The sequence below is a fragment of the Micromonospora sp. NPDC002411 genome (assembly GCF_053592955.1).
Map to the genome: position 1 here is coordinate 1 of NZ_JBSFBM010000132.1, position 17,305 is coordinate 17,305.

The following is a 17,305-nucleotide window of genomic DNA, read 5'->3' on the forward strand; positions in this document are numbered from 1 at the left end:
CTCAGAGTCATGAATATGACTCTGAGGTATACCGCTCGCTACCGCACCCGCCCCCACTGAGGTGACCGACGGTCACCGCCCGCCGCGTACGACGGCCCGGTCGTCCGTCGACCTGCCTCGCGGGACCCTGTCCGCTTCGTACAATTCCTGCCATGCCGGAGATCGTCGAGTTGCTGGCCTCGCCCGTGCACCGCTTTCTGGGCCGGCCCGCCGACGGCCCGGCGCCGGCGCCGCCCGGTGAGGTGGTCGACACGGTCCGGATCCGGGCCGGCCTCGGCATCGTCGGCGACCGGTACTTCGGCCAGCAGGCACACCGCGACGCCAGCGTCACGGTCATCGCCCAAGAGTCGCTGCCGGTCGGCATCGGTCTGGCCGAGGTCCGCCGCAACATCCTCACCACCGGGATAGCCGTGGACGAGTTGATCGGCAGGGTGCTGGTGCTGGACTCCGGGGACGGCCCGGTCAGCCTGCGGGTCAACCGGGCGGCCCGGCCCTGCGCCTGGATGGACGTCACCGTCGGACCGGGCACGTGGAAGGCATTGCGCACCACTGGCGGCATCCGCTGCACCCCACTCAACGACGGCACCCTGCGCGTCGGGCCGATCGAGGCCGTCGTCACCTGAGGAAAGGATTCGACGGCAGCGGTCCGCGACAGGCATGGTGTGCCGCGGACACCGTCGTTCGGGCGGTGGACGCAAGCGCGCGGGGGAGGCGTCAATGACACACGTGCTGACGGATCAGCTGGTCGACGACCGGACGATCCTGCAGGTGGTGGTGGGATCCCGCGCCTTCGGCCTGTCCGGCGCGACGTCGGACACCGACCGACGCGGGGTGTACGCCCTGCCGGCCTCGGCGTTCTGGGGGCTGCGCAAGCCCGCGTGGCATCACGACGGGCCCCTCCCGGAGCAGGTGCGGTGGGAGGTGGAGCGGGTCTGCGTGCTGGGGTTGGCGGCGAACCCCACAGTCCTGGAAGTACTGCACTCTCCGCTGCTCGAGAGGTGCACCCCGCTGGGGGAGGAGTTACTGGCGCTCGCGCCCGCCTTCCTGTCCCGGCGAGTGGCGGACACCTACCTGCGATACGCCACCGCCCAGTTCGGCAAGGCCGAACGCGGGATCGCCCGCTCCGGCGTACCGGTGTGGCGGCACGTGACGCACCTGATCCGGCTGCTGGCCGCCGGGGGCGCCCTGGTTCGTACCGGCCGTCTGGTGCTGGACGTGGGTGCCGACCGGGACGGTCTGCTGGCGGTCAAGGCCGGTGAGGTGCCCTGGGACGACGTCGTCGCCTGGCGGGATCGGCTGGTGAGCCGGATGACGGCCGACCTCCCCACCAGCCCGTTGCCGGACCGACCCGATGAGGCGAGGGTCGAGCGGTGGTTGGTCTCGGTCCGGGACCGCTCGCTGCGGTGTGCGGCGTGACCGCCTGGGAGGGTGCCGGTCTGCCGGGCGGCGTCGACCTGACGGGCATCGTCGCCGACCAGCCGTACCCGATGGTGTTCGCCACCGTCTCCGGAGCGCACCTGTACGGGTTCCCGTCCGTCGACTCGGACGTCGACCTGCGCGGCGCACACCTGCTTCCGGTGCGGGACCTGGTCGGGCTGGCGCAGCCGACCGAGACGCAGACGGTCATGACCGACCGCGACGGCGTGGAACTGGACCTGGTCACTCACGACCTGCGCAAGTTCGTGCGGCTGATGCTCCGTCGCAACGGCTACGTGCTCGAACAGTTGCTGTCACCGCTGGTGGTGCACACCTCCGCGGCACACTCGGCGTTGGTCGGGTTGGCGCCGTCGGTGCTGACCCGTCACCACGCTCACCACTACCGTGGCTTCGCCGCCACGCAGCGGCGGCTGTTCGACAGGACCGGCGAACTGAAACCCCTGCTGTACACCTTCCGGGCGCTGCTCACCGGCGTCCACCTGATGCGGAGCGGTCGGGTTCTGGCTCACCTGCCGAGCCTGCTCGAAGCCGAACCGGCGCCGACGTACCTTCCCGACCTGATCGCGGCGAAGCAAGCCGCCGAACACGGCGGGCTCGGCGACGCCGTGGCCGGCCCGGTCCTCGACCGTGACCTGGCCGAGTTGGCGTCGCGGCTCGACCAGGCGCACCACGAGACCCGGCTGCCCGAGCAACCCGACGGGCTGGCCCAGCTCAACGAGCTGGTGGTGACGGCCCGGCTGTCCGACCGGATGGGCCGCGCGCTGGCGGAGACCGGGGTCAGACCGGGCTGATGTGCGCGGCGAGGACCCGCCAGCCGTGCGGGTCGTCGTGGATCCAGGTGCGGGTGTAGCGCAGGCGAGCCGCGAACGGCGCGCCGTCGACGGTCCCGGCCACCCGACCCAGGAAGAACGTCACCCCGGTCGACCCGACGACGAGAAGGTCCAGCTCCTCCTCGACCAGCTCCCGCACCACCGAGCGGCGCTCCCGGTGTGCCGTCAGGTCGTCCTGCTTGGTGTACGTACGGCCGTCCGGGCCGACGCAGATCAGTTGGTCGACAAGCAACTGGTCGAGGGCGTCGGCGTCGCCGGCCCGTTGGGCGGCCTGCAGGGTGCGCTCGGCGTCGAGCAGCTCTGCCTCGCGTGCGCTGTCCGGCATCGTGGCGTCCTCCCGGTCGGTTCGACACGGTTCCAGTCGGACCGGTCTGTCGGCATTGTGGCAGCTCCCCTGGCCGGGGAGGGAGTGGATCGCCGCCGGCGTTCACAGGGTCAGGCGAATCCGTACGACGGTCTCCCCGGCCCTGGTGAACACGGCGACCTCGTCGCAGATCTGCTCCACGATCGCCAGCCCACGACCCCGTACCGCGTCGGTGGCCGGCATGCTGCGGCCGAACGCCCGCGTCGGGCCCTGGTCGACGACGTCGCAGAACAGGTGGCCCGACTCGGCCCAGAGCAGGACCCGGCCGCCGCCGGTGGTGTGCTGCAACGTGTTGGAGGCCAGCTCGCTGACCGCCAGCGTCAACACCTCCACCCGGTGCGGTGGCAGCCCCCGGGCCAGCGCGGCGGCGCTGACGAACGCGCGTAGAGCCCGCACGTCGGTCGCCACCTGGTACGTCATGGTGTCTGCGAACTGGGCGGGGACGCTCTGCTCGATCACGGTGTCCCGTCGTTCGGCCGGCATCAGCTCTCCGGTCGGGGGTCGCCGGTCAGCGCCACCACGATCGGGCCGGTCAGCGTGGACGTGCGAGCCCCGAAGTGCGCCATCGGACAGCAGCAACCCTTCTCGTGCCGAAGCCGTTGTCGCCACATCATGTCATCCGCGGTGCCGCGCCCGTTCGTCCGTTCGGCGGTCGATCACCTGCGGGCCGGCCCGAAACGTCGTCGGTCCGGTACTCAGGGGGTCGCGTCGAAGGCGACGGACTCGCTCAGCGACCGCCACCGCGCGTCGGACGTCGCGAGGGCCTCCGCGGCTGCCGAGGCGGCCGCTACCGCGTCGGTGCCGAGCAGCAACCGCAGGGGCGGGTCGTCGACAGTGGTGATCCGGATGATCGCCTGGGCGGCACGTACCGGGTCGCCCGGCTGGTTGCCGCTGCCCCGACGCAGCCGCTGCACGGCCGGGTCGATGACCGGGCGGTACGGTTCGCTGATCGGCAGCTCACTCATCGACGAGCCGGCCCAGTCGGTGCGCAGCCCGCCCGGCTCGACGCTGGTGATCCGGATTCCGAACGCCGCGACCTCCCTGGCGAGCACGCCGGAGAAGCCGCTGACCGCCCACTTGGCGGCCTGGTACGCCCCCAGACCGGTGCTGGCGACCCGACTACCGACGCTGGAGATCTGCACGATGTGCCCTCGCCCCTGCTCCCGCATCGTCGGCAGCGCCGCGCGGGACAGGTTGACCACCCCGTAGAAGTTCGCGTCGATCTGCGCGCGAAAGTCCTCCTCCGAGATGTCCTCGATCGCGGCGACGTCGGCGTACCCGGCGTTGTTCACCAGAACGTCCAGACGACCGAACCCGTCCACTGCAGTGCGGACCGCGTCGCGGGCGGCGGCCGGGTCGGTGACGTCGAGAGCTATCGGCTGGACCTGATCGCCGTACTGGTCGCTGAGGGCATTCAGCTGGCTGGGGTTCCGTGCGGTGGCTACCAGTTGGTCGCCGTCGGCCAGCACGGCCTCGGCGAGGGCCCGGCCGAGACCTCGGGTGCAACCGGTGATGAGCCAGACTCGCGGCACGTCGCTTCTCCCATCGGGCGATCTCCAGCGGTTACGGCCGGATGTCCAGGGCACCGATCAGGCCGTCGCGCAGAGTGAACCGGTACCGCAGCTCGATCGGGCTGCCGGGGAAGTCGCCGGAGACCCGGGTGAGAGCCAGGTAGGAGTCACCCGCCTGCGACGTCACACGGACCGGCTCGGCGGTGTACGAGTAGGCGTCCATCGTCTTCTGCCGCCACGCGCGGATCGAGGCCCGCCCGTCGTACAGCCGGTCCTCGTCGGCGACACTCGCGGTGTCCGCGAAGCAGGCGACGAAGGCGTCCAGGTCCCGGTCGTTGACGGCCCGGAAGTACCTGTCGATCACGTCGGGTAGGTCGACGGCCATCTGCTCCTCCTGCGGCACGGGCCGCCGTCGGCAGCCGTCGGGTTCCCGGTCCGACCTCACCGTACGAGACGGGAACGGTGCCGCGCGGAGCAACAACCAGAACGATCCCGCTACGGCTGCCGGGGGTTTGCCGTCGGAGGGCCCGGGTAGCCACGCGATTCCGGGACGAAGGGCGGGGACATGGCCGAGCTGGGGTTCGTCGACAAGGTCGCGGCACGGGCGGGGGTTCCGCCGGAGCAGGCGCGCCCACTGACCGAGGCTGTTCTGCGGACCCTCACCGAGCGGCTCAGCGGCGGTGAGGCGGGAGCGTTGGCCCCGCACCTGGCCGACGAGCTGAGCCCGCTGTTGGTCAAGGCCGCCGAGCCACCGGAGGCGTTCGGCTTCGACGAGTTCCTGCGCCGGGTCGCCGACCGGGCCGGGATCGACCGCCCGGCCGCCGAGCGGGGCACCCGGGCGGTGCTCCAGACGATGCACCGGGTGGTCGGGCATCGCGAGTTCGAGGACGCGCTGGCCCAACTCCCGGCGGATCTTCGGGCGCTGGCGCAGCCGCTGCCGCACGGCCCCTGAGACGGGAGCGGGGCCGGACCGGTCACCCGGTCCGGCCCCTCCGTTGTCAGGTGGCGTTGACCACCCACTTCTGGTGGGCGGCCCCGGTGTTGGTGCCGATCTGAATCTGCGTGCCGTCGGCGGTGGCACCGCCGGCGGCCTGGAGGACCTTGCCCGACTGCGGGTTGCGCAGCGACCCGTCGGACTGCGGCTGCCACACCTGCGAACCGGTGCCGTTGCAGGTCCACAGCTGCACCTTCGTGCCGTCGGCGGTGCCCGCGTTGTCCACGTCCAGGCACTTGCCCAGAGCGCGGTACGTGTCGCCGACGCGGCTCCACAACTGCGCGGCGGTATTGTTGCAGGTCCACAGCTGCACCTTGGTGCCGTCGGCGGTGCCCGCGTTGTCGACGTCCAGGCACTTGCCGCCGACGCCGGTGATGCTGCCCGGCGTGCCGGCGGCGCTCGCGTACACCTCCAGCTCGTAGATCCGCGCGGCCGTGTCGGTCGTACTGGTCGGCGCGGTGATCGCCAACCGGACGTGACGGGTGCCCGGCGCGACCAGGTTGTGGGTGGTGGTGCTCGCCGTGTTGCCGGTCACCGTGGCGCGGGTGGTCCAGGTCGTGCCGTCGGCGCTGGACGCGATGGTGAAGTCGCGGGTGTTCCAGGCGGGATCCTCACCGCCGGCCCCGGCGTGCTTGACCACGACCCGGTTCACCGTGTGGCTGGCGCCCAGGTCCACCTGGAGGTACCTGTTGGTGCCCTTCGAGCACCACTTGTCGCTGTTGCCGCCGGTCACGCTGCCGTTGACGGCCTTGGCCGGGCTCTCGCTGGTGGAGCAGGAGCTGTCCGCGACGGCCGGCTTGTTGAGCGCCAGGTTGGTCCCGTCACTGGGCGGCGGGGTGACGCCCGGGATGGCGTTGAGCGTGTACCACGCCTCGGTGCTCCACAGTGACTGGCCGTTGGTGGAGGTGAACGGACGTGGCGAGCGCAGGTGGACCACGTGGCCCGCCTTGCGACCGGCGACCGCCAGGTTGACCTTCTTGCCGTCCGACGAGAGGGTGGCCGAGGTGACGGTCAGCGTCTCCTCGTCGATCTTCGGGCCGCCGTAGTTCGAGGTCGCCACGTACCTCCACTGCTTGATCTTGTAACGCGCGGCGAGGTCGGCGGCGGTCTCCGTCGACACGGGCTGGGTGTACTCCACCTCGAAGCCGGCGGTGGTGGCCCGCATGGCGAGCATCTCGAACGTCGTGGTGCTGTTCGGGGTGAGCTTCTGCAGGCCGTACGACAGCTTGCCGGTCTGGCCCCAGTTGCCGCCCGCGCCGAGCCCACCGACGTAGATCGCGCCGTCCGGGCCGATGTTGACCTCGGAGACACCCGCCTCCAGGCCCTGGGTGAGCCGGAACAGGGCGCCCTGGTACTCGCCGTTGACCTTTTCCACGTTGGCGCGCTGGAGGCCGCCGTACGTCACGTCGCCGATGACGAACTGGCCGGCGTACCGTCCGCTGGTCAGGTACAGCGGAGTGCTGGGAGAGTTGGCGATCTCGTTCTGCGGCATCCACAGCACCGGCGGGGTGACCGCTGCGGTGTCGAACGGGCCGGCCGGGTTGGTGTAGTGGTTGAAGAACCGGCCCTGCTTGATGTGCACGAGCTTCGACGAGGGCAGCCAACCACCCTGGTTGTCGGTGACGAAGATGCCGCCCTCCGGGCCCCACCCGATGCCGTGCGGGGTACGCAGACCACCGGCGACGTAGCTGATCGCGCCGGTGTCCTTGTTGACTTTGAGGGTGGTGCCCCGGTTGGTGGCGGGCTGCGGGTTGGTGGTGGCGCCGCCGGAGTTGATCGACACCGACAGGTTCAGGTAGAAGAACCCGTCGGCGTAGAGCAGGCCGAAGGCGAACTCGTGGAAGTTGCCCCCGTACGGCCAGGTGGCGACCGTCTCCAGCCGCTCGGCCACCTCGTCGCCGCCGGTGTTGACCAGCCGGGTCAGCCGCTGCTTCTCCGAGACGTAGACCACCCCGTCGACGACCTTCAGCCCCATCGGCTCCTTCAGCCCACCGGCGATCTTCTTGGTGGTCACGGCACCCGGAGTGGTCGCGCCGCCGGTGTTGCCGAGGATCCAGACCTCACCGTCCTGGGAGGTGCCGGACTGGTCGCTGCCGCCCCAGGTGGAGACGACCAGTCGGCCGTCGGCCAGCCAGTCCATCCCGGTGACCTTCGGCTGGAACCCGCTGGGCCGCAGGTTGGTCAGCGTGTAACCGGGATGCACCCCGGTCAGCGGCAGGCCGTCGCCGGGAGTGTCGGCGATGCCCTCGCACTCCTTGCGGCCCGGCGCGGTCACCCGCACCACGCCGGCGTCGGTGCTCAGCGCCGAGTTCGGTACGACCACGAAGGACGACGAACCGGGCGTCTTCCACTCCAGGGTGATCTGCTGCCCACCCCCTCGCTCGAAATGGTCGATGCGCAGCGCGTGCAACCCAGCGGTGAGGGTGACGGTGCCCTCCTTAGGTGGGGTCGCGCCGTGCAACCCGTCGTGGTTGATCACCACGGTGTTGTCGATCGCCAGCTTGGAACCGTCGTCGCTGCTGAGCCGGAACGTGTAGCTGCCGGCCTGGGTGGTGGTGATGTTGCCGAGCACCTGCGAGACGAAGTTGTCCTCGAAGCCGAAGTCGGCCGCCGAGGTCCAGTTGATCGTGGACATCAGCTTGTCCACGTTGGGGGTCTGCGCCGGCTTGAGGGTGCAGATCTCGGAGAGCGGCACCTGCACGTCGAAGACGCGAAGCGTGACGCCCGGTTCCTGTGCGGGGGCAGCGGCGGCCGGAGCGGCCCAGGCGCTGGCGGTGAGAACGAGTGCGAGCGTACCCAGGACGGGTGTGCGGAGTCGGCGTAGCAGGGGTGTGCCCATCGTTCCTCCAGGAGGCGGTGGAGTGTCCGGCGGCCGGGCGTGGAGCAGCGGTGAGGGAGGCCGTCGGCCCGGTGCCGTAACGTCCTCGACGCCGACGAGTGACGTTGCGGAAACACCGGCTGGATGGATCGAGACATTAAGGTGTTTCGATTGAGGTGTCCATGGCTTCGCCTCGATTCATCAAAAGTTGCTGATGTCCGTGCGAAAGTTCGTGGTGGTTGACACGGAATGCCCGATGCGGTGGTCCGTATCCGGTGTCTGCGTCGCGGGTCGGACCCGGCGTCGGGCCGCTGCCGTCCGCGCGCCAGGATGGGCGCGTGGACTCCGCACTCCAGCGCTACCTCGACGACCTGGTCGCCGGCGCCAAAGACGTGCTCGGGGCCGACCTGGTCGGCGCGTACGCGGCCGGCTCGGTGGGGCTCGGCGCCTACCAACCCGGCCGCAGCGACGTGGACGTGGCGCTGGTCAGCGCCGGGCAGCTCACCCCGGCAGCCAAACGGGAGGTGGTGGCGCGGCTGCGGCACGAGGCGCTGCCCTGTCCGGCACGAGGACTGGAGCTGGTGGTCTACGACCGGGCGGTGGCCGCGTCCGGAACACCGGAGCCCGGCTTCGAGGTCGAACTGAACACGGGTGCCGCCATGCCGTTCCGGTGCACAGTCGACCCGGCCGAACGACCGGCCGCCGACGGACGCTTCTGGTACGGGTTGGACCGCAGCATCCTGCGCCAGAGCGGGCTTCCGCTGCTCGGTCCGCCGGCCGGGGAGGTCTTCGCCGACCTCACGGCGGCCGACCTGCGTCGGCTGCTCGTCGAGGCGCTGTCCTGGTGGCTCGCCCTGCCGACACCGCCGGACGACCAGCCCGCGCCCGGCACCGAGGACGCGGTGCTCGGCGCCTGCCGGTCCCTGGTGCGGCACCGCGACGGCGTCTGGCTCGCCAAGGTCGCGGCCGGTCAGCGGCTGGTCGACGCCGGTGACCGGGCCGAGGTGATCCACCGCGCGATCGCCGCACGCCACGGCGGGCCGCCACCGACCGGCGCGCAGGCCCGCGCCTTCCAGCAACGGGTACGCGACGAGATCGCCGGACAGCCGGCCGTCGAGCTGGTGGTTAGCGGACCGGACGGGACTGCAACGAGGCGAAGAGCAGGTTGAGACCCTCGGTCATCGTCGGATGGGTGATGACCGCGTCGCGCAGAGCGGTCCACGGCATCCCGGCGAGCATGGCCAACTGCACCGACGTGATCACCTCGCCGGCCTCGGGCCCGAGCAGCGCCGCGCCGAGGATCCGGTCGGTGCCGGTGTCGACGACCGCCTTCCACATGCCCTGGGTCTGACGCAGGGTGCGTGCCCGGGGGATCGCGGCGACCGGTAGGCGGGCGACCTCGACGTCGTACCCGGCGCGACGCGCCTCGGTCTCGGTGAGCCCGACCCGGGCCAGCTCCGGGGTGGTGAAGACGGTGTACGGGACGAGCCGGTCGGCGGTGCTGCGCTGCCCACCCGCGAGGTTCGCCCGGATGATCCGGTAGTCGTCCAACGAGACGTGGGTGAACTGCGGGCTGCCGGCGACGTCTCCGGCCGCCCAGGTGCGCTCGGCGGTGGTGCGCAGGTGCTCGTCGACCTCCACGAAGCCCCGCTCGCTGAGGCGTACGCCGGCCACGTCCAGGTCGAGCCCGTCGGTGACCGGTTCCCGACCGGCGGCCACCAGCACGTCGTCCCCGGTCACCAGGCTGCCGTCGTCGAGCGTCACCCGGATCGTGCCGTCGACGTCCCGGTCGACCCGGGCCACCGCGACACCCACCCGCACGTCGATGCCGTCGTCGACGAAGACCCGCATCACCGCGTCACTGACGTCGGGATCCTCGCGGGTGAGCAGTCGGGGGCCGCCCTCGACCAGTGTCACCGCGCTGCCGAACGACGCGAACATCTGCGCGAACTCCACCCCGACGGTGCCACCGCCGAGCACCACCAGCCGGGCCGGGAGCCGATCCAGGCGCAGCAGGGTGTCGCTGGTCAACACCCCGGCCTCGGCCATTCCGGGCACCGAGGGCAGGTGCGGACGCGTACCCGTGTTGATCACCACGTCCGCGCCGCGCAGCAGCCGCTCGCCGCCGTCGGCGAGCGACACCCGCACGGTCCGGGGGCCGACGAACCGGGCCTCGCCGATCACCAGGTGCAGGCCGGAGTCGAGGAACTGCTGCCGGTTGGCGGCCACCATCCCCTCGACCACGTCCTGCTTGTGCGCCCGCAGCAGATCGACGTCGACCTGGCCGCCCTGCACCACCAGGCCGAGCGCGCCCGCGTCGCGCAGGTGGCGGGCCGCCCGGGCGCTGGTCACCAGCGCCTTCGTCGGGATGCACGCGACGTTGATGCAGCTGCCGCCGATCATGCCGCGTTCGACCATGGCGACCCGCTGCCCGGACCGGGCGACGTCCATGCTCAACGTCTTGCCGGCCTTACCGCCGCCCACGACGAGCAGGTCGAACTCCTCCGGTCGGTCGGTCACCGACTGCTCCTCTCGGCCGCCGGGCAGGCCGGCGCACGCCGCTGGTGCGCGGTCCGGGCGCGTCGCCGTCGTGCTGCGTGACGGCCTGCCAAGCCTGCCAGGTCGGCCGATCCCGGCGACCCGGTTCCGCGCAGAAACCGCCCTCCCACCTTGATCAAGTGATGAAAAGTAGGTCTTCCGGTCCTCTCCGGCCTACTTTTCATCACTTGATCACCGCCCGTGTCCCCAGGTCAGTGCCGGGCGGCGCCGTTCTCGCTGACCGGCTGCCCAAAGGCAAGGAACGGCACGGGCGTCGGTGCGTCCGCATTGATGTGCCGGGGGAAGGTCGGCTCGGTGTCGTCGGTGCTGACCTCCCGCGCCGTCGTCGGTACGCCACCCTGCTCGCCGTTCACGTGCTCGCCGTTCACCTGGTCGGCTGGAGCATGGTCCGCGGAGCTGGCGCTCTCCGCCGGGGCCGGGTCGACAGGCGCGTGGACAGGAGTGACGCGATCGGCGTCCGCCTCGCTCGCCGTGGGTCGGTCCACGGAGAGCCGCTCGACGGTGAGCCGCTCGACCCCCGCCCGCTCGGGAGCGGGTCGGTCGGTGCCGGAACGGGAGCCCACCATCGGGTACTCGGCGGTTTCCGTCCCGCCGGCAGCCGCGGCCATGACCGCGGCGGCGGCGAGGTCGGCCACCCGCTTCGCCTCCCGTTGCACCCGGGCGCGAACCTCCTTGGCGTGTCGCTCGGCGGAGTCCCCGGCCCGCCGGGCCTCCTCCAACCGGGTGCTCTCGGCGGTGAGGTCCCGGCGGACCTCGCTGAGGCGCTGCTGCATCCGCGACAGCTCGTCCTCCAGCGTCTCGCCCTCCTGGCGGATCTCGGCGAGCTGCTGGCGGGCGGTGTCCAGCTCGGCGTTCAGCTCAGTGGACTCCTGCTGGCGCTCCGCGATCTCCTGCTGAAGGGCCGTGAGCTGCTCCTGGTGGATCGCGGCCTGCTCGTCGGCGCGGTTACGCAGCTCGGTCACGTGCTGCTGCGCCTCGGCCAGCAGCGCGGCGATCTGCTGCTCGGTCGCGCTGCTCTGCTCGGCGAGTTCCTGCTCGGCGGCGGCCTGCTGCTCGGCGATGTCCCGCTCGGCGGCGGTCCGCCGTTCGTTGACCTCCCGCTCCACGCTGGCCTGCCACTGGGCCATCTCCTGCTGGTTCTTCGCCCGGGCCGACTGGAGTTCCTGCTGGATCTGGGTGCGGGCCGACTTCATCAGCGCGTCGGCGGCGACCCGGGTCTGGTTGAGCTGCTGCGCGCTCTGCTCGGTGATCCGCTTCGCCTCGTGCTGGGCGCGCTCGTGCGCCGCCTCACCGTCGGCGCGCAACTGCTCCGCGTGCTCGCGGATCGCTGTCAACTCGGCCTCGGCCAGCGTGCGCCGCTCCTCGTGCGCCTGCTCCTGCTCCGCCCGCCGGGTCGCCAACTCCTCGGCCAGATCCTGACGTGCCTGCGCCGCGCGTTCCCTGGTGTCGGCGAGGATCTGCTCCGCTTCGCTGCGCAGCTCGTTCGCGCGGTCGGTGGCCGATTCAGTGATCATGGTGGCCTGCTTGTCGGCGAGAGCCATGATCTCGGCGACCATCGGGCCCAGGTCGTGGATCGTCGCGCGGTCCACCTGCACCGGTTTCTCCTGAAGGTCGGCTAGTTCGGTCCGTAGGCGCTGCACCTCGGCGGTCAGCTCACGGACCCGGACGGCGGAGCGCCCGTGCTCTCCACTGAGCATCGCGATCTGGCCGTCGAGCTGCTCCAGGTGCCGGTCCACCTGGCGTTTGTCGTAGCCGCGCAGGGCGAACTCGAAGTTCGGCCGCGAGGCCGCATCGTCGCGTCCTGAGCGCGGCTCAGCGCCGATGGACATGCGCCATCCTCCGTACGATTCGGGGGCGTGAGGGTCGGCGGTCGCCTGCCCCGCGGGCCGTCAGTGTGGCGCAACGCTACCGCCGAGCCGACCTGATGCGAAGTCCCGCCCCACCACGTCTCACGTTGTCGCCCCGCGTCCCGCCCACTCCCGCGCCGATCATGGACTTGTGGTGCCGGAAAGCTGTGGACTCACCACCTTTGTCATCCCGCACAACTCCATGATCGACGCAGGTCTGCCTAACGGCGGCGAGCGAGGAGGACCGCGTCGTGGATGGTCACGTCGTGGCCGTCCGGGTCGGTGGCCGGGCGGGGACGGGCCTCGGCCGTGAGCACCTCCCACTGCGACGGGTCCAGACCGGCGGCCACGTCCTGCGCGGTGTACATCATGTCCGGCATGTGCATCCGACGAGCCGTCGTCCACAGGTCCGACGGATGGTGCCCGACGATCAGCAGAACGCCGCCGGGAGCCACCGCCGCGGCCAACCGGTCGAACAACTCCCGCCGCTGCTCCGGCGGCAGATGCATGAACTGCGCGGACACCAGGTCGTACGCCTCCTCGGCCGGCGGCTTGTCGCGCAGGTCGGCGTGCGTGAACTCGATCCGGTCACCGACGCCGACGGTGTCGGCGTTGGCGGCGGCCCGGGTCAGCGCGGTGGCGGAGATGTCCACGGCCGTGACCTGCCAGCCCCGCTCCGCCAGCCACACCGCGTCGGCGCCCTCCCCGCTGCCCACGTCCAGCGCCCGCCCCGGGGCCAGGTCGGCGACCTCGGCGACGAGCTGCGGGTTCGGCCGGCCACTCCACACCGCCGGTCGGGACTGGTAGCGCTCCTCCCACGCCGGCTCCTCGAATGCGGTGGCCACCACCTGCCGGTACTCGGCGACCGCCACACGGGTGTCCTCCGCGATCAGGTCGGCGTTGATCGCCGCCGCCGCGTTCAGGCCGGCCCCCGCGGACGTGATCACCTGAGCGCGGAGGTCGGCCACGTTGCCCGCCACCCAGACACCCGGGACGGTCGTCGCACCGGTGGGGTCGGCCGGGATCTGGGCACCGATCACGTGCTCACCCATCGTCACCTCCTCCGGGGCCAGGCCCAGGCCCACCAGCAGCCCGGCGCGAGGGGTCAGCCGCGTCGCCACCACGACGGCGTCGAGCGCCACCACCCGGCCGTCGGCGAGCCGTACACCGGTCAGCGCGTCGTCGGTCACCTCCACCTCGGCGACCGGACCCGGCACCACCGCGATGCCCCGGGCGGCGAGCCGCTCGGCGACCTCCGCGTCCGGTGCGGGGGAGCCGTGCAGCAGGAGCAGCACGTTGGGGCTCCACTGTCGCCACATCTCCGCCTGGTGCACTGCCAACGGTCCGGTCGCCAGGACGCCGATGCGCTGGTCCCGGACCTCCCAGCCGTGGCAGTACGGGCAGTGCAGCACGTCGCGCCCCCACCGCTGCGCCAGGCCTGGCACGTCGGGCAGTTCGTCGGTCAGGCCGGTGGTCACCAGCAAACGCCGAGCCCGCACCGAATCCCCGCCGTCGAGGCTCAGCCGGAACCCGTCGTCGTCCCGGGTCGCGGCCTCCACCCGCCCGGTGCGGAACTGCCCGCCGTACCCGGCCACCTCGGCCCGACCGGTCGCGAGCAACTCGCCCGGCGGCGTCCCCTCCCGGCCCAGGTAGTTGTGAATCCGGTCGGCGGGCGCGTTGCGCGGCTCACCGGAGTCGACCACCAGCACCGACCGTCGGGCCCGGCTCAGCGCCAGGGCTCCGCTGAGCCCCGCGGCGCTGCCGCCGACCACCACCACGTCGTATGTCTCGTCCACTGGTCTCTCCTCTTGCTTGTCGTCTGGGAACACCATCCGTCGCAACCAGTCGGGTGGCAACTATCCTTGCCGTTATGGCAAAAGACGACGCCGTCGCGCTGGCCGGGGTCGGCCCCCGCCTGCGCGCCCTGCGCACCCAACGCGGGATCACGCTGACCCAGCTCGCCGACCTCACCGGCATCTCGGTGAGCACCCTGTCCCGGCTGGAATCGGGCAGCCGCCGGCCCACCCTGGAGCTGCTGCTCCCGCTGGCCCGGGCGTACCAGGTGGCGCTCGACGAACTGGTCGACGCCCCGGACACCGGCGACCCTCGGGTACGCCCCAAACCGATCATCAAGCACGGCATCACGTTCCTGCCGCTGACCCGCCGACCCGGGGGTCTGCAGGCGTTCAAGCTGATCTTCCCGCCGGACGCCCCCAGCGGCGATCGGAGCCAGCAGACCCACGAGGGGTACGAGTGGCTCTACGTGCTCTCCGGCCGGCTGCGTCTGCTACTCGGCGAGAACGACCTGATCCTGACGTCGGGCGAGGTGGCGGAGTTCGACACCCGGGTTCCGCACCGCGTCCTCAACCCCGGCCCCGGCACCGCCGAGGCCCTGATCCTCTTCGGGCCGCAGGGGGAGCGGCTGCACGTCCGCGCCCGCCCCGCCACGCCCGACCAGGGGTAGTTCATTTCGCGTTCGTTCGTACCCTGCTGGCATGACCACGGGGCGAGCAACCAGGCTGAGTACGAGCCAGGGCTACTACTGGCACGCCATGCTCCTTGGCAATCGCACCCTGGCGCGTCGAGTGTTGACGACGGCGAAGCCCGACAACAGGGCCCTGGCGGCGGTGCTGGCGGGCATGTTCACGGTGACGGTGCGCTGGCTGCGCCCTGATCTGGACAGCCCGGAGGAGATCCACCAGTTCGCCGAGCGGGTGACCATGCGGCTCCAGGCAGCGTCCGACGTCACCGCGGACGAGATCGCGCTGCTCGTCACCGAACAGTTCGCGGACGTGCCCGAGGTCGACATCACGCCGCCGCGCCGCGTCGCCGCGCAGTGGGGGGTGATCGTCACCGCCACCGTGGGTCTCGGCCTCGCACCCGGCAATCTCGATCGGTTGATCAGTGAGGCGGAAGGACTCGCGCGGCAGTGGGGCATCGATGTCGTCGCCTATCGCCCCGGGCCGCTCTTGCGGTGGCGCTTCGAGATGGCGGAGGGCCGCTGGTACGGGTACTCGGCAAGGGAACGCTGGCGCACAGAGCGGATGGGTGCCTTCGTCGACTGGTGGCGGGACTGAGCGGGAAGCGCCCGACTCGCCGCCACCGTGCGTGAACGACTGGTGCGAGGATGGGCCGATGATCGATGCGGCATCCCAGCGTTGGCCCGACCGGGTCGAGCACCGGGACATCGTCGTCAACGAGGTTCCGGGCTTCCGTCCGCTGACGTTGGACCTTGTGGTGCCGGTGGCGGCACCCCGACCGGTCCCGGTCCTGGTGTGGATCCACGGCGGGGCGTGGCTGTTCGGCTCGCCCAAGCGCCCGGCGGACTGGCTCATGGAAGCGGATCCGTTCAGCGCCGCCATCCGGGCCGGGTTCGCCGTCGCCTCCGCTCAGTATCGACTGAGCGGCGAGGCGCCTTTTCCCGCCCAACTCGACGACGTCAAGGCGGCGGTGCGCTGGCTGCGCCGACACAGCGACACGGTGGGCGTGGACCGCGAGCGGATCGGGGTGTGGGGTGAGTCCGCCGGTGGGCATCTGGCCTCGATGGTCGCGCTGACCGGAGACGACCAGGACGACAGCGGCGTCCAGGCGGCGGTCTGCTGGTACGCGCCGTCGAACCTGCTGACGATGCAGTCGCAGGCGCACCCGTCCGGCACCATCGACCACGACGCGGCCGACTCGCCGGAGTCTCTTCTGATCGGCGCCCCGTTGGCCGACAACCCGGAAGCGGGCCGGGCGGCCAGTCCGATCACCTACGTCACCGACCAGGCCCCACCCATGCTGCTGGTCCACGGTGACCAGGACCTGGTCGTACCGGTAGGGCAGAGCGAGGAGCTTGCCGCAGCATTGACCGCGGCCGGTGCCGAGGTCGAGTTGTCGGTGGTGCGGGGTGCCGACCACTGCTTCGGCGGAGTGCCGCTGGAGCCGCTGGTCCGCGACACTCTGGCGTTCTTCATCCGAGTCCTCGCCCCGGAGACCGGGGTGTTGCCCCATCACTAGGGTGACCCGGTGAACGCACATGACGTCGCCGCCAGACTCCCCGACATCGAGCGGCTGCGGCAGCGCTGCAAGGCACTGGCCGTGCTCGAGCGCATCATCGACGGTGGGGACCCCTACTACGCCTACACCTCGACCTGGGGCACGGACCAGGCGGCACTGATGAGCAATGGCAGCGGCGACGAGTGGGCTGTCGTGTTCACCGCCGACGGCGCATTCATCCGGCTCTTCGATCACGAGTCGGCGATGTCGCCGTACCGTCATCCGGACCACGAGTTGTGGCCGGGCCTGGTGGACGGTGTCCCTGAGGTCCTGCGTCCGCAGCTGACCGAACCCGCCTTCTGCGACGAGGCCGGGCAGTTCATCGCGACGGCCGTGCTGTGGCGGCTGTCGGGGGACGAGCGCTGGCACGCCGGCGACGGCATCGCCTTCCCACCATCGAGCGGACCGTACGAGGACACCGGCCCGGACGGGGCCAGCATGCTCGACATCCTGCTCGACGACATCGTCGACCGTTTCGTCGAGTTCGCCGTCGACTACTACGAGATGACGGTGGACCGAGCGGCAGTCGAGCACATCGTTGCCCATCGACCGCTCACCGACACCGTGACGAAGGCACTGAATCCTCAGCTCACCGTCGCCGACCTGCGGGTAGACCTCGCCGCGATCGGCTACCCGATCGCCGGGGACGACGCTGCGACGGTCGGAGTCCGATCTGACGGCGCGTTCTCCGTGAACACCGTGGGATGGAGCAGGGCAGCCTTCCCGTTGAGTTTCAGCGTTCGCGAGGCAGGCGGCTCCTGGATGGTGAGTGCGTCCGCGGCACAGGCCGCGGAGCTGGTCGATGTGCTCATGCCCGCCGGGAACGACACCATCATGGTTGTCGGCCTGGAGACCAACAGCTTCCTGGACGAGGACTATCGACAGTGGCGGCCGTCGCGGATCGCGG

18 protein-coding genes are annotated in these 17,305 nt (G+C 71.2%); 9 read left to right on the forward strand and 9 right to left on the reverse strand.

What is annotated here, in order from left to right; translation table 11 throughout:
- Positions 1 to 152 precede the first annotated feature (152 nt).
- From ACWCO3_RS17245 to ACWCO3_RS17255, 3 genes are all read left to right on the forward strand, one after another.
- Positions 153 to 623 carry a molybdenum cofactor biosysynthesis protein gene (locus ACWCO3_RS17245; RefSeq protein ID WP_145781008.1) on the forward strand — a complete coding sequence of 157 codons (471 nt, stop codon included), beginning with the start codon at positions 153 to 155 and terminating at the stop codon, positions 621 to 623.
- A gap of 94 nt (positions 624 to 717) precedes the next feature.
- Complete coding sequence (locus tag ACWCO3_RS17250; protein ID WP_450010855.1) at positions 718 to 1,416, forward strand: nucleotidyltransferase domain-containing protein; 699 nt, start codon at positions 718 to 720, stop codon at positions 1,414 to 1,416.
- A 20-nt stretch (positions 1,417 to 1,436) separates the two neighbouring features.
- Entirely contained in the window at positions 1,437 to 2,228 is a 792-nt protein-coding gene (locus tag ACWCO3_RS17255) for a nucleotidyltransferase domain-containing protein (protein WP_450010873.1), read from the forward strand.
- Here the strand turns inward: ACWCO3_RS17255 and ACWCO3_RS17260 are convergent.
- The 5 genes from ACWCO3_RS17260 to ACWCO3_RS17280 form a co-directional block, all read right to left on the reverse strand.
- Positions 2,215 to 2,592 carry a nuclear transport factor 2 family protein gene (locus ACWCO3_RS17260; protein WP_145781014.1) on the reverse strand — a complete coding sequence of 126 codons (378 nt, stop codon included), beginning with the start codon at positions 2,590 to 2,592 and terminating at the stop codon, positions 2,215 to 2,217. The two genes, ACWCO3_RS17255 and ACWCO3_RS17260, sit on opposite strands and share 14 nt — an antisense overlap.
- A gap of 102 nt (positions 2,593 to 2,694) precedes the next feature.
- The gene (locus ACWCO3_RS17265; RefSeq protein ID WP_450010857.1) at positions 2,695 to 3,114 is read right to left on the reverse strand and encodes an ATP-binding protein; all 420 of its coding nucleotides are present in this window, start codon (positions 3,112 to 3,114) and stop codon (positions 2,695 to 2,697) included.
- Complete coding sequence (locus ACWCO3_RS17270; RefSeq protein WP_450010859.1) at positions 3,114 to 3,242, reverse strand: hypothetical protein; 129 nt, start codon at positions 3,240 to 3,242, stop codon at positions 3,114 to 3,116. The genes ACWCO3_RS17265 and ACWCO3_RS17270 overlap by 1 nt, the downstream gene beginning before the upstream one ends.
- An 84-nt stretch (positions 3,243 to 3,326) precedes the next feature.
- Positions 3,327 to 4,163 carry an oxidoreductase gene (locus tag ACWCO3_RS17275; RefSeq protein WP_450010861.1) on the reverse strand — a complete coding sequence of 279 codons (837 nt, stop codon included), beginning with the start codon at positions 4,161 to 4,163 and terminating at the stop codon, positions 3,327 to 3,329.
- A gap of 31 nt (positions 4,164 to 4,194) precedes the next feature.
- Positions 4,195 to 4,527 (reverse strand): nuclear transport factor 2 family protein, encoded by a 333-nt coding sequence (locus ACWCO3_RS17280; RefSeq protein ID WP_145781021.1) that lies wholly within the window; start codon positions 4,525 to 4,527, stop codon positions 4,195 to 4,197.
- Positions 4,528 to 4,707: 180 nt separating this feature from the next.
- On the opposite strand from ACWCO3_RS17280, the gene ACWCO3_RS17285 reads away from it, so the two are divergent.
- On the forward strand, positions 4,708 to 5,094 hold the full coding sequence (locus ACWCO3_RS17285; protein WP_145781023.1) for a DUF2267 domain-containing protein: 387 nt from the start codon (positions 4,708 to 4,710) through the stop codon (positions 5,092 to 5,094).
- A 46-nt stretch (positions 5,095 to 5,140) separates the two neighbouring features.
- Here ACWCO3_RS17285 and ACWCO3_RS17290 read toward each other — a convergent pair whose 3' ends face one another.
- Complete coding sequence (locus tag ACWCO3_RS17290) at positions 5,141 to 7,975, reverse strand: ricin-type beta-trefoil lectin domain protein (RefSeq protein ID WP_145781025.1); 2,835 nt, start codon at positions 7,973 to 7,975, stop codon at positions 5,141 to 5,143.
- A 317-nt stretch (positions 7,976 to 8,292) separates the two neighbouring features.
- On the opposite strand from ACWCO3_RS17290, the gene ACWCO3_RS17295 reads away from it, so the two are divergent.
- Positions 8,293 to 9,123: a nucleotidyltransferase domain-containing protein gene (locus ACWCO3_RS17295; RefSeq protein ID WP_358164042.1), complete on the forward strand. Its 831-nt coding sequence runs from the start codon at positions 8,293 to 8,295 to the stop codon at positions 9,121 to 9,123.
- On the opposite strand, the gene ACWCO3_RS17300 is transcribed toward ACWCO3_RS17295, so the two are convergent.
- From ACWCO3_RS17300 to ACWCO3_RS17310, 3 genes are all read right to left on the reverse strand, one after another.
- Positions 9,080 to 10,474 carry an FAD-dependent oxidoreductase gene (locus ACWCO3_RS17300; RefSeq protein ID WP_357934597.1) on the reverse strand — a complete coding sequence of 465 codons (1,395 nt, stop codon included), beginning with the start codon at positions 10,472 to 10,474 and terminating at the stop codon, positions 9,080 to 9,082. The genes ACWCO3_RS17295 and ACWCO3_RS17300 overlap by 44 nt on opposite strands.
- Positions 10,475 to 10,704: 230 nt before the next feature.
- On the reverse strand, positions 10,705 to 12,342 hold the full coding sequence (locus ACWCO3_RS17305; protein WP_358051345.1) for a hypothetical protein: 1,638 nt from the start codon (positions 12,340 to 12,342) through the stop codon (positions 10,705 to 10,707).
- A 239-nt stretch (positions 12,343 to 12,581) separates the two neighbouring features.
- Positions 12,582 to 14,192, reverse strand: coding sequence for an FAD-dependent oxidoreductase (locus tag ACWCO3_RS17310; protein ID WP_450010866.1), 1,611 nt, complete (start codon positions 14,190 to 14,192; stop codon positions 12,582 to 12,584).
- A 38-nt stretch (positions 14,193 to 14,230) separates the two neighbouring features.
- Between ACWCO3_RS17310 and ACWCO3_RS17315 the strand changes: the two genes are divergently transcribed.
- The 4 genes from ACWCO3_RS17315 to ACWCO3_RS17330 all read left to right on the forward strand — a co-directional run.
- Positions 14,231 to 14,824 (forward strand): helix-turn-helix domain-containing protein, encoded by a 594-nt coding sequence (locus ACWCO3_RS17315; RefSeq protein ID WP_145781034.1) that lies wholly within the window; start codon positions 14,231 to 14,233, stop codon positions 14,822 to 14,824.
- 31 nt (positions 14,825 to 14,855) lie between these two features.
- Positions 14,856 to 15,437: a hypothetical protein gene (locus ACWCO3_RS17320; RefSeq protein WP_358051342.1), complete on the forward strand. Its 582-nt coding sequence runs from the start codon at positions 14,856 to 14,858 to the stop codon at positions 15,435 to 15,437.
- 58 nt (positions 15,438 to 15,495) lie between these two features.
- Positions 15,496 to 16,359, forward strand: a complete 864-nt coding sequence (locus ACWCO3_RS17325) for an alpha/beta hydrolase fold domain-containing protein (protein WP_450010869.1) — start codon at positions 15,496 to 15,498, stop codon at positions 16,357 to 16,359.
- Between the two features lie 9 nt (positions 16,360 to 16,368).
- On the forward strand, positions 16,369 to 17,305 hold a 937-nt coding region (locus ACWCO3_RS17330; protein ID WP_450010871.1), incomplete at its 3' end, for a hypothetical protein.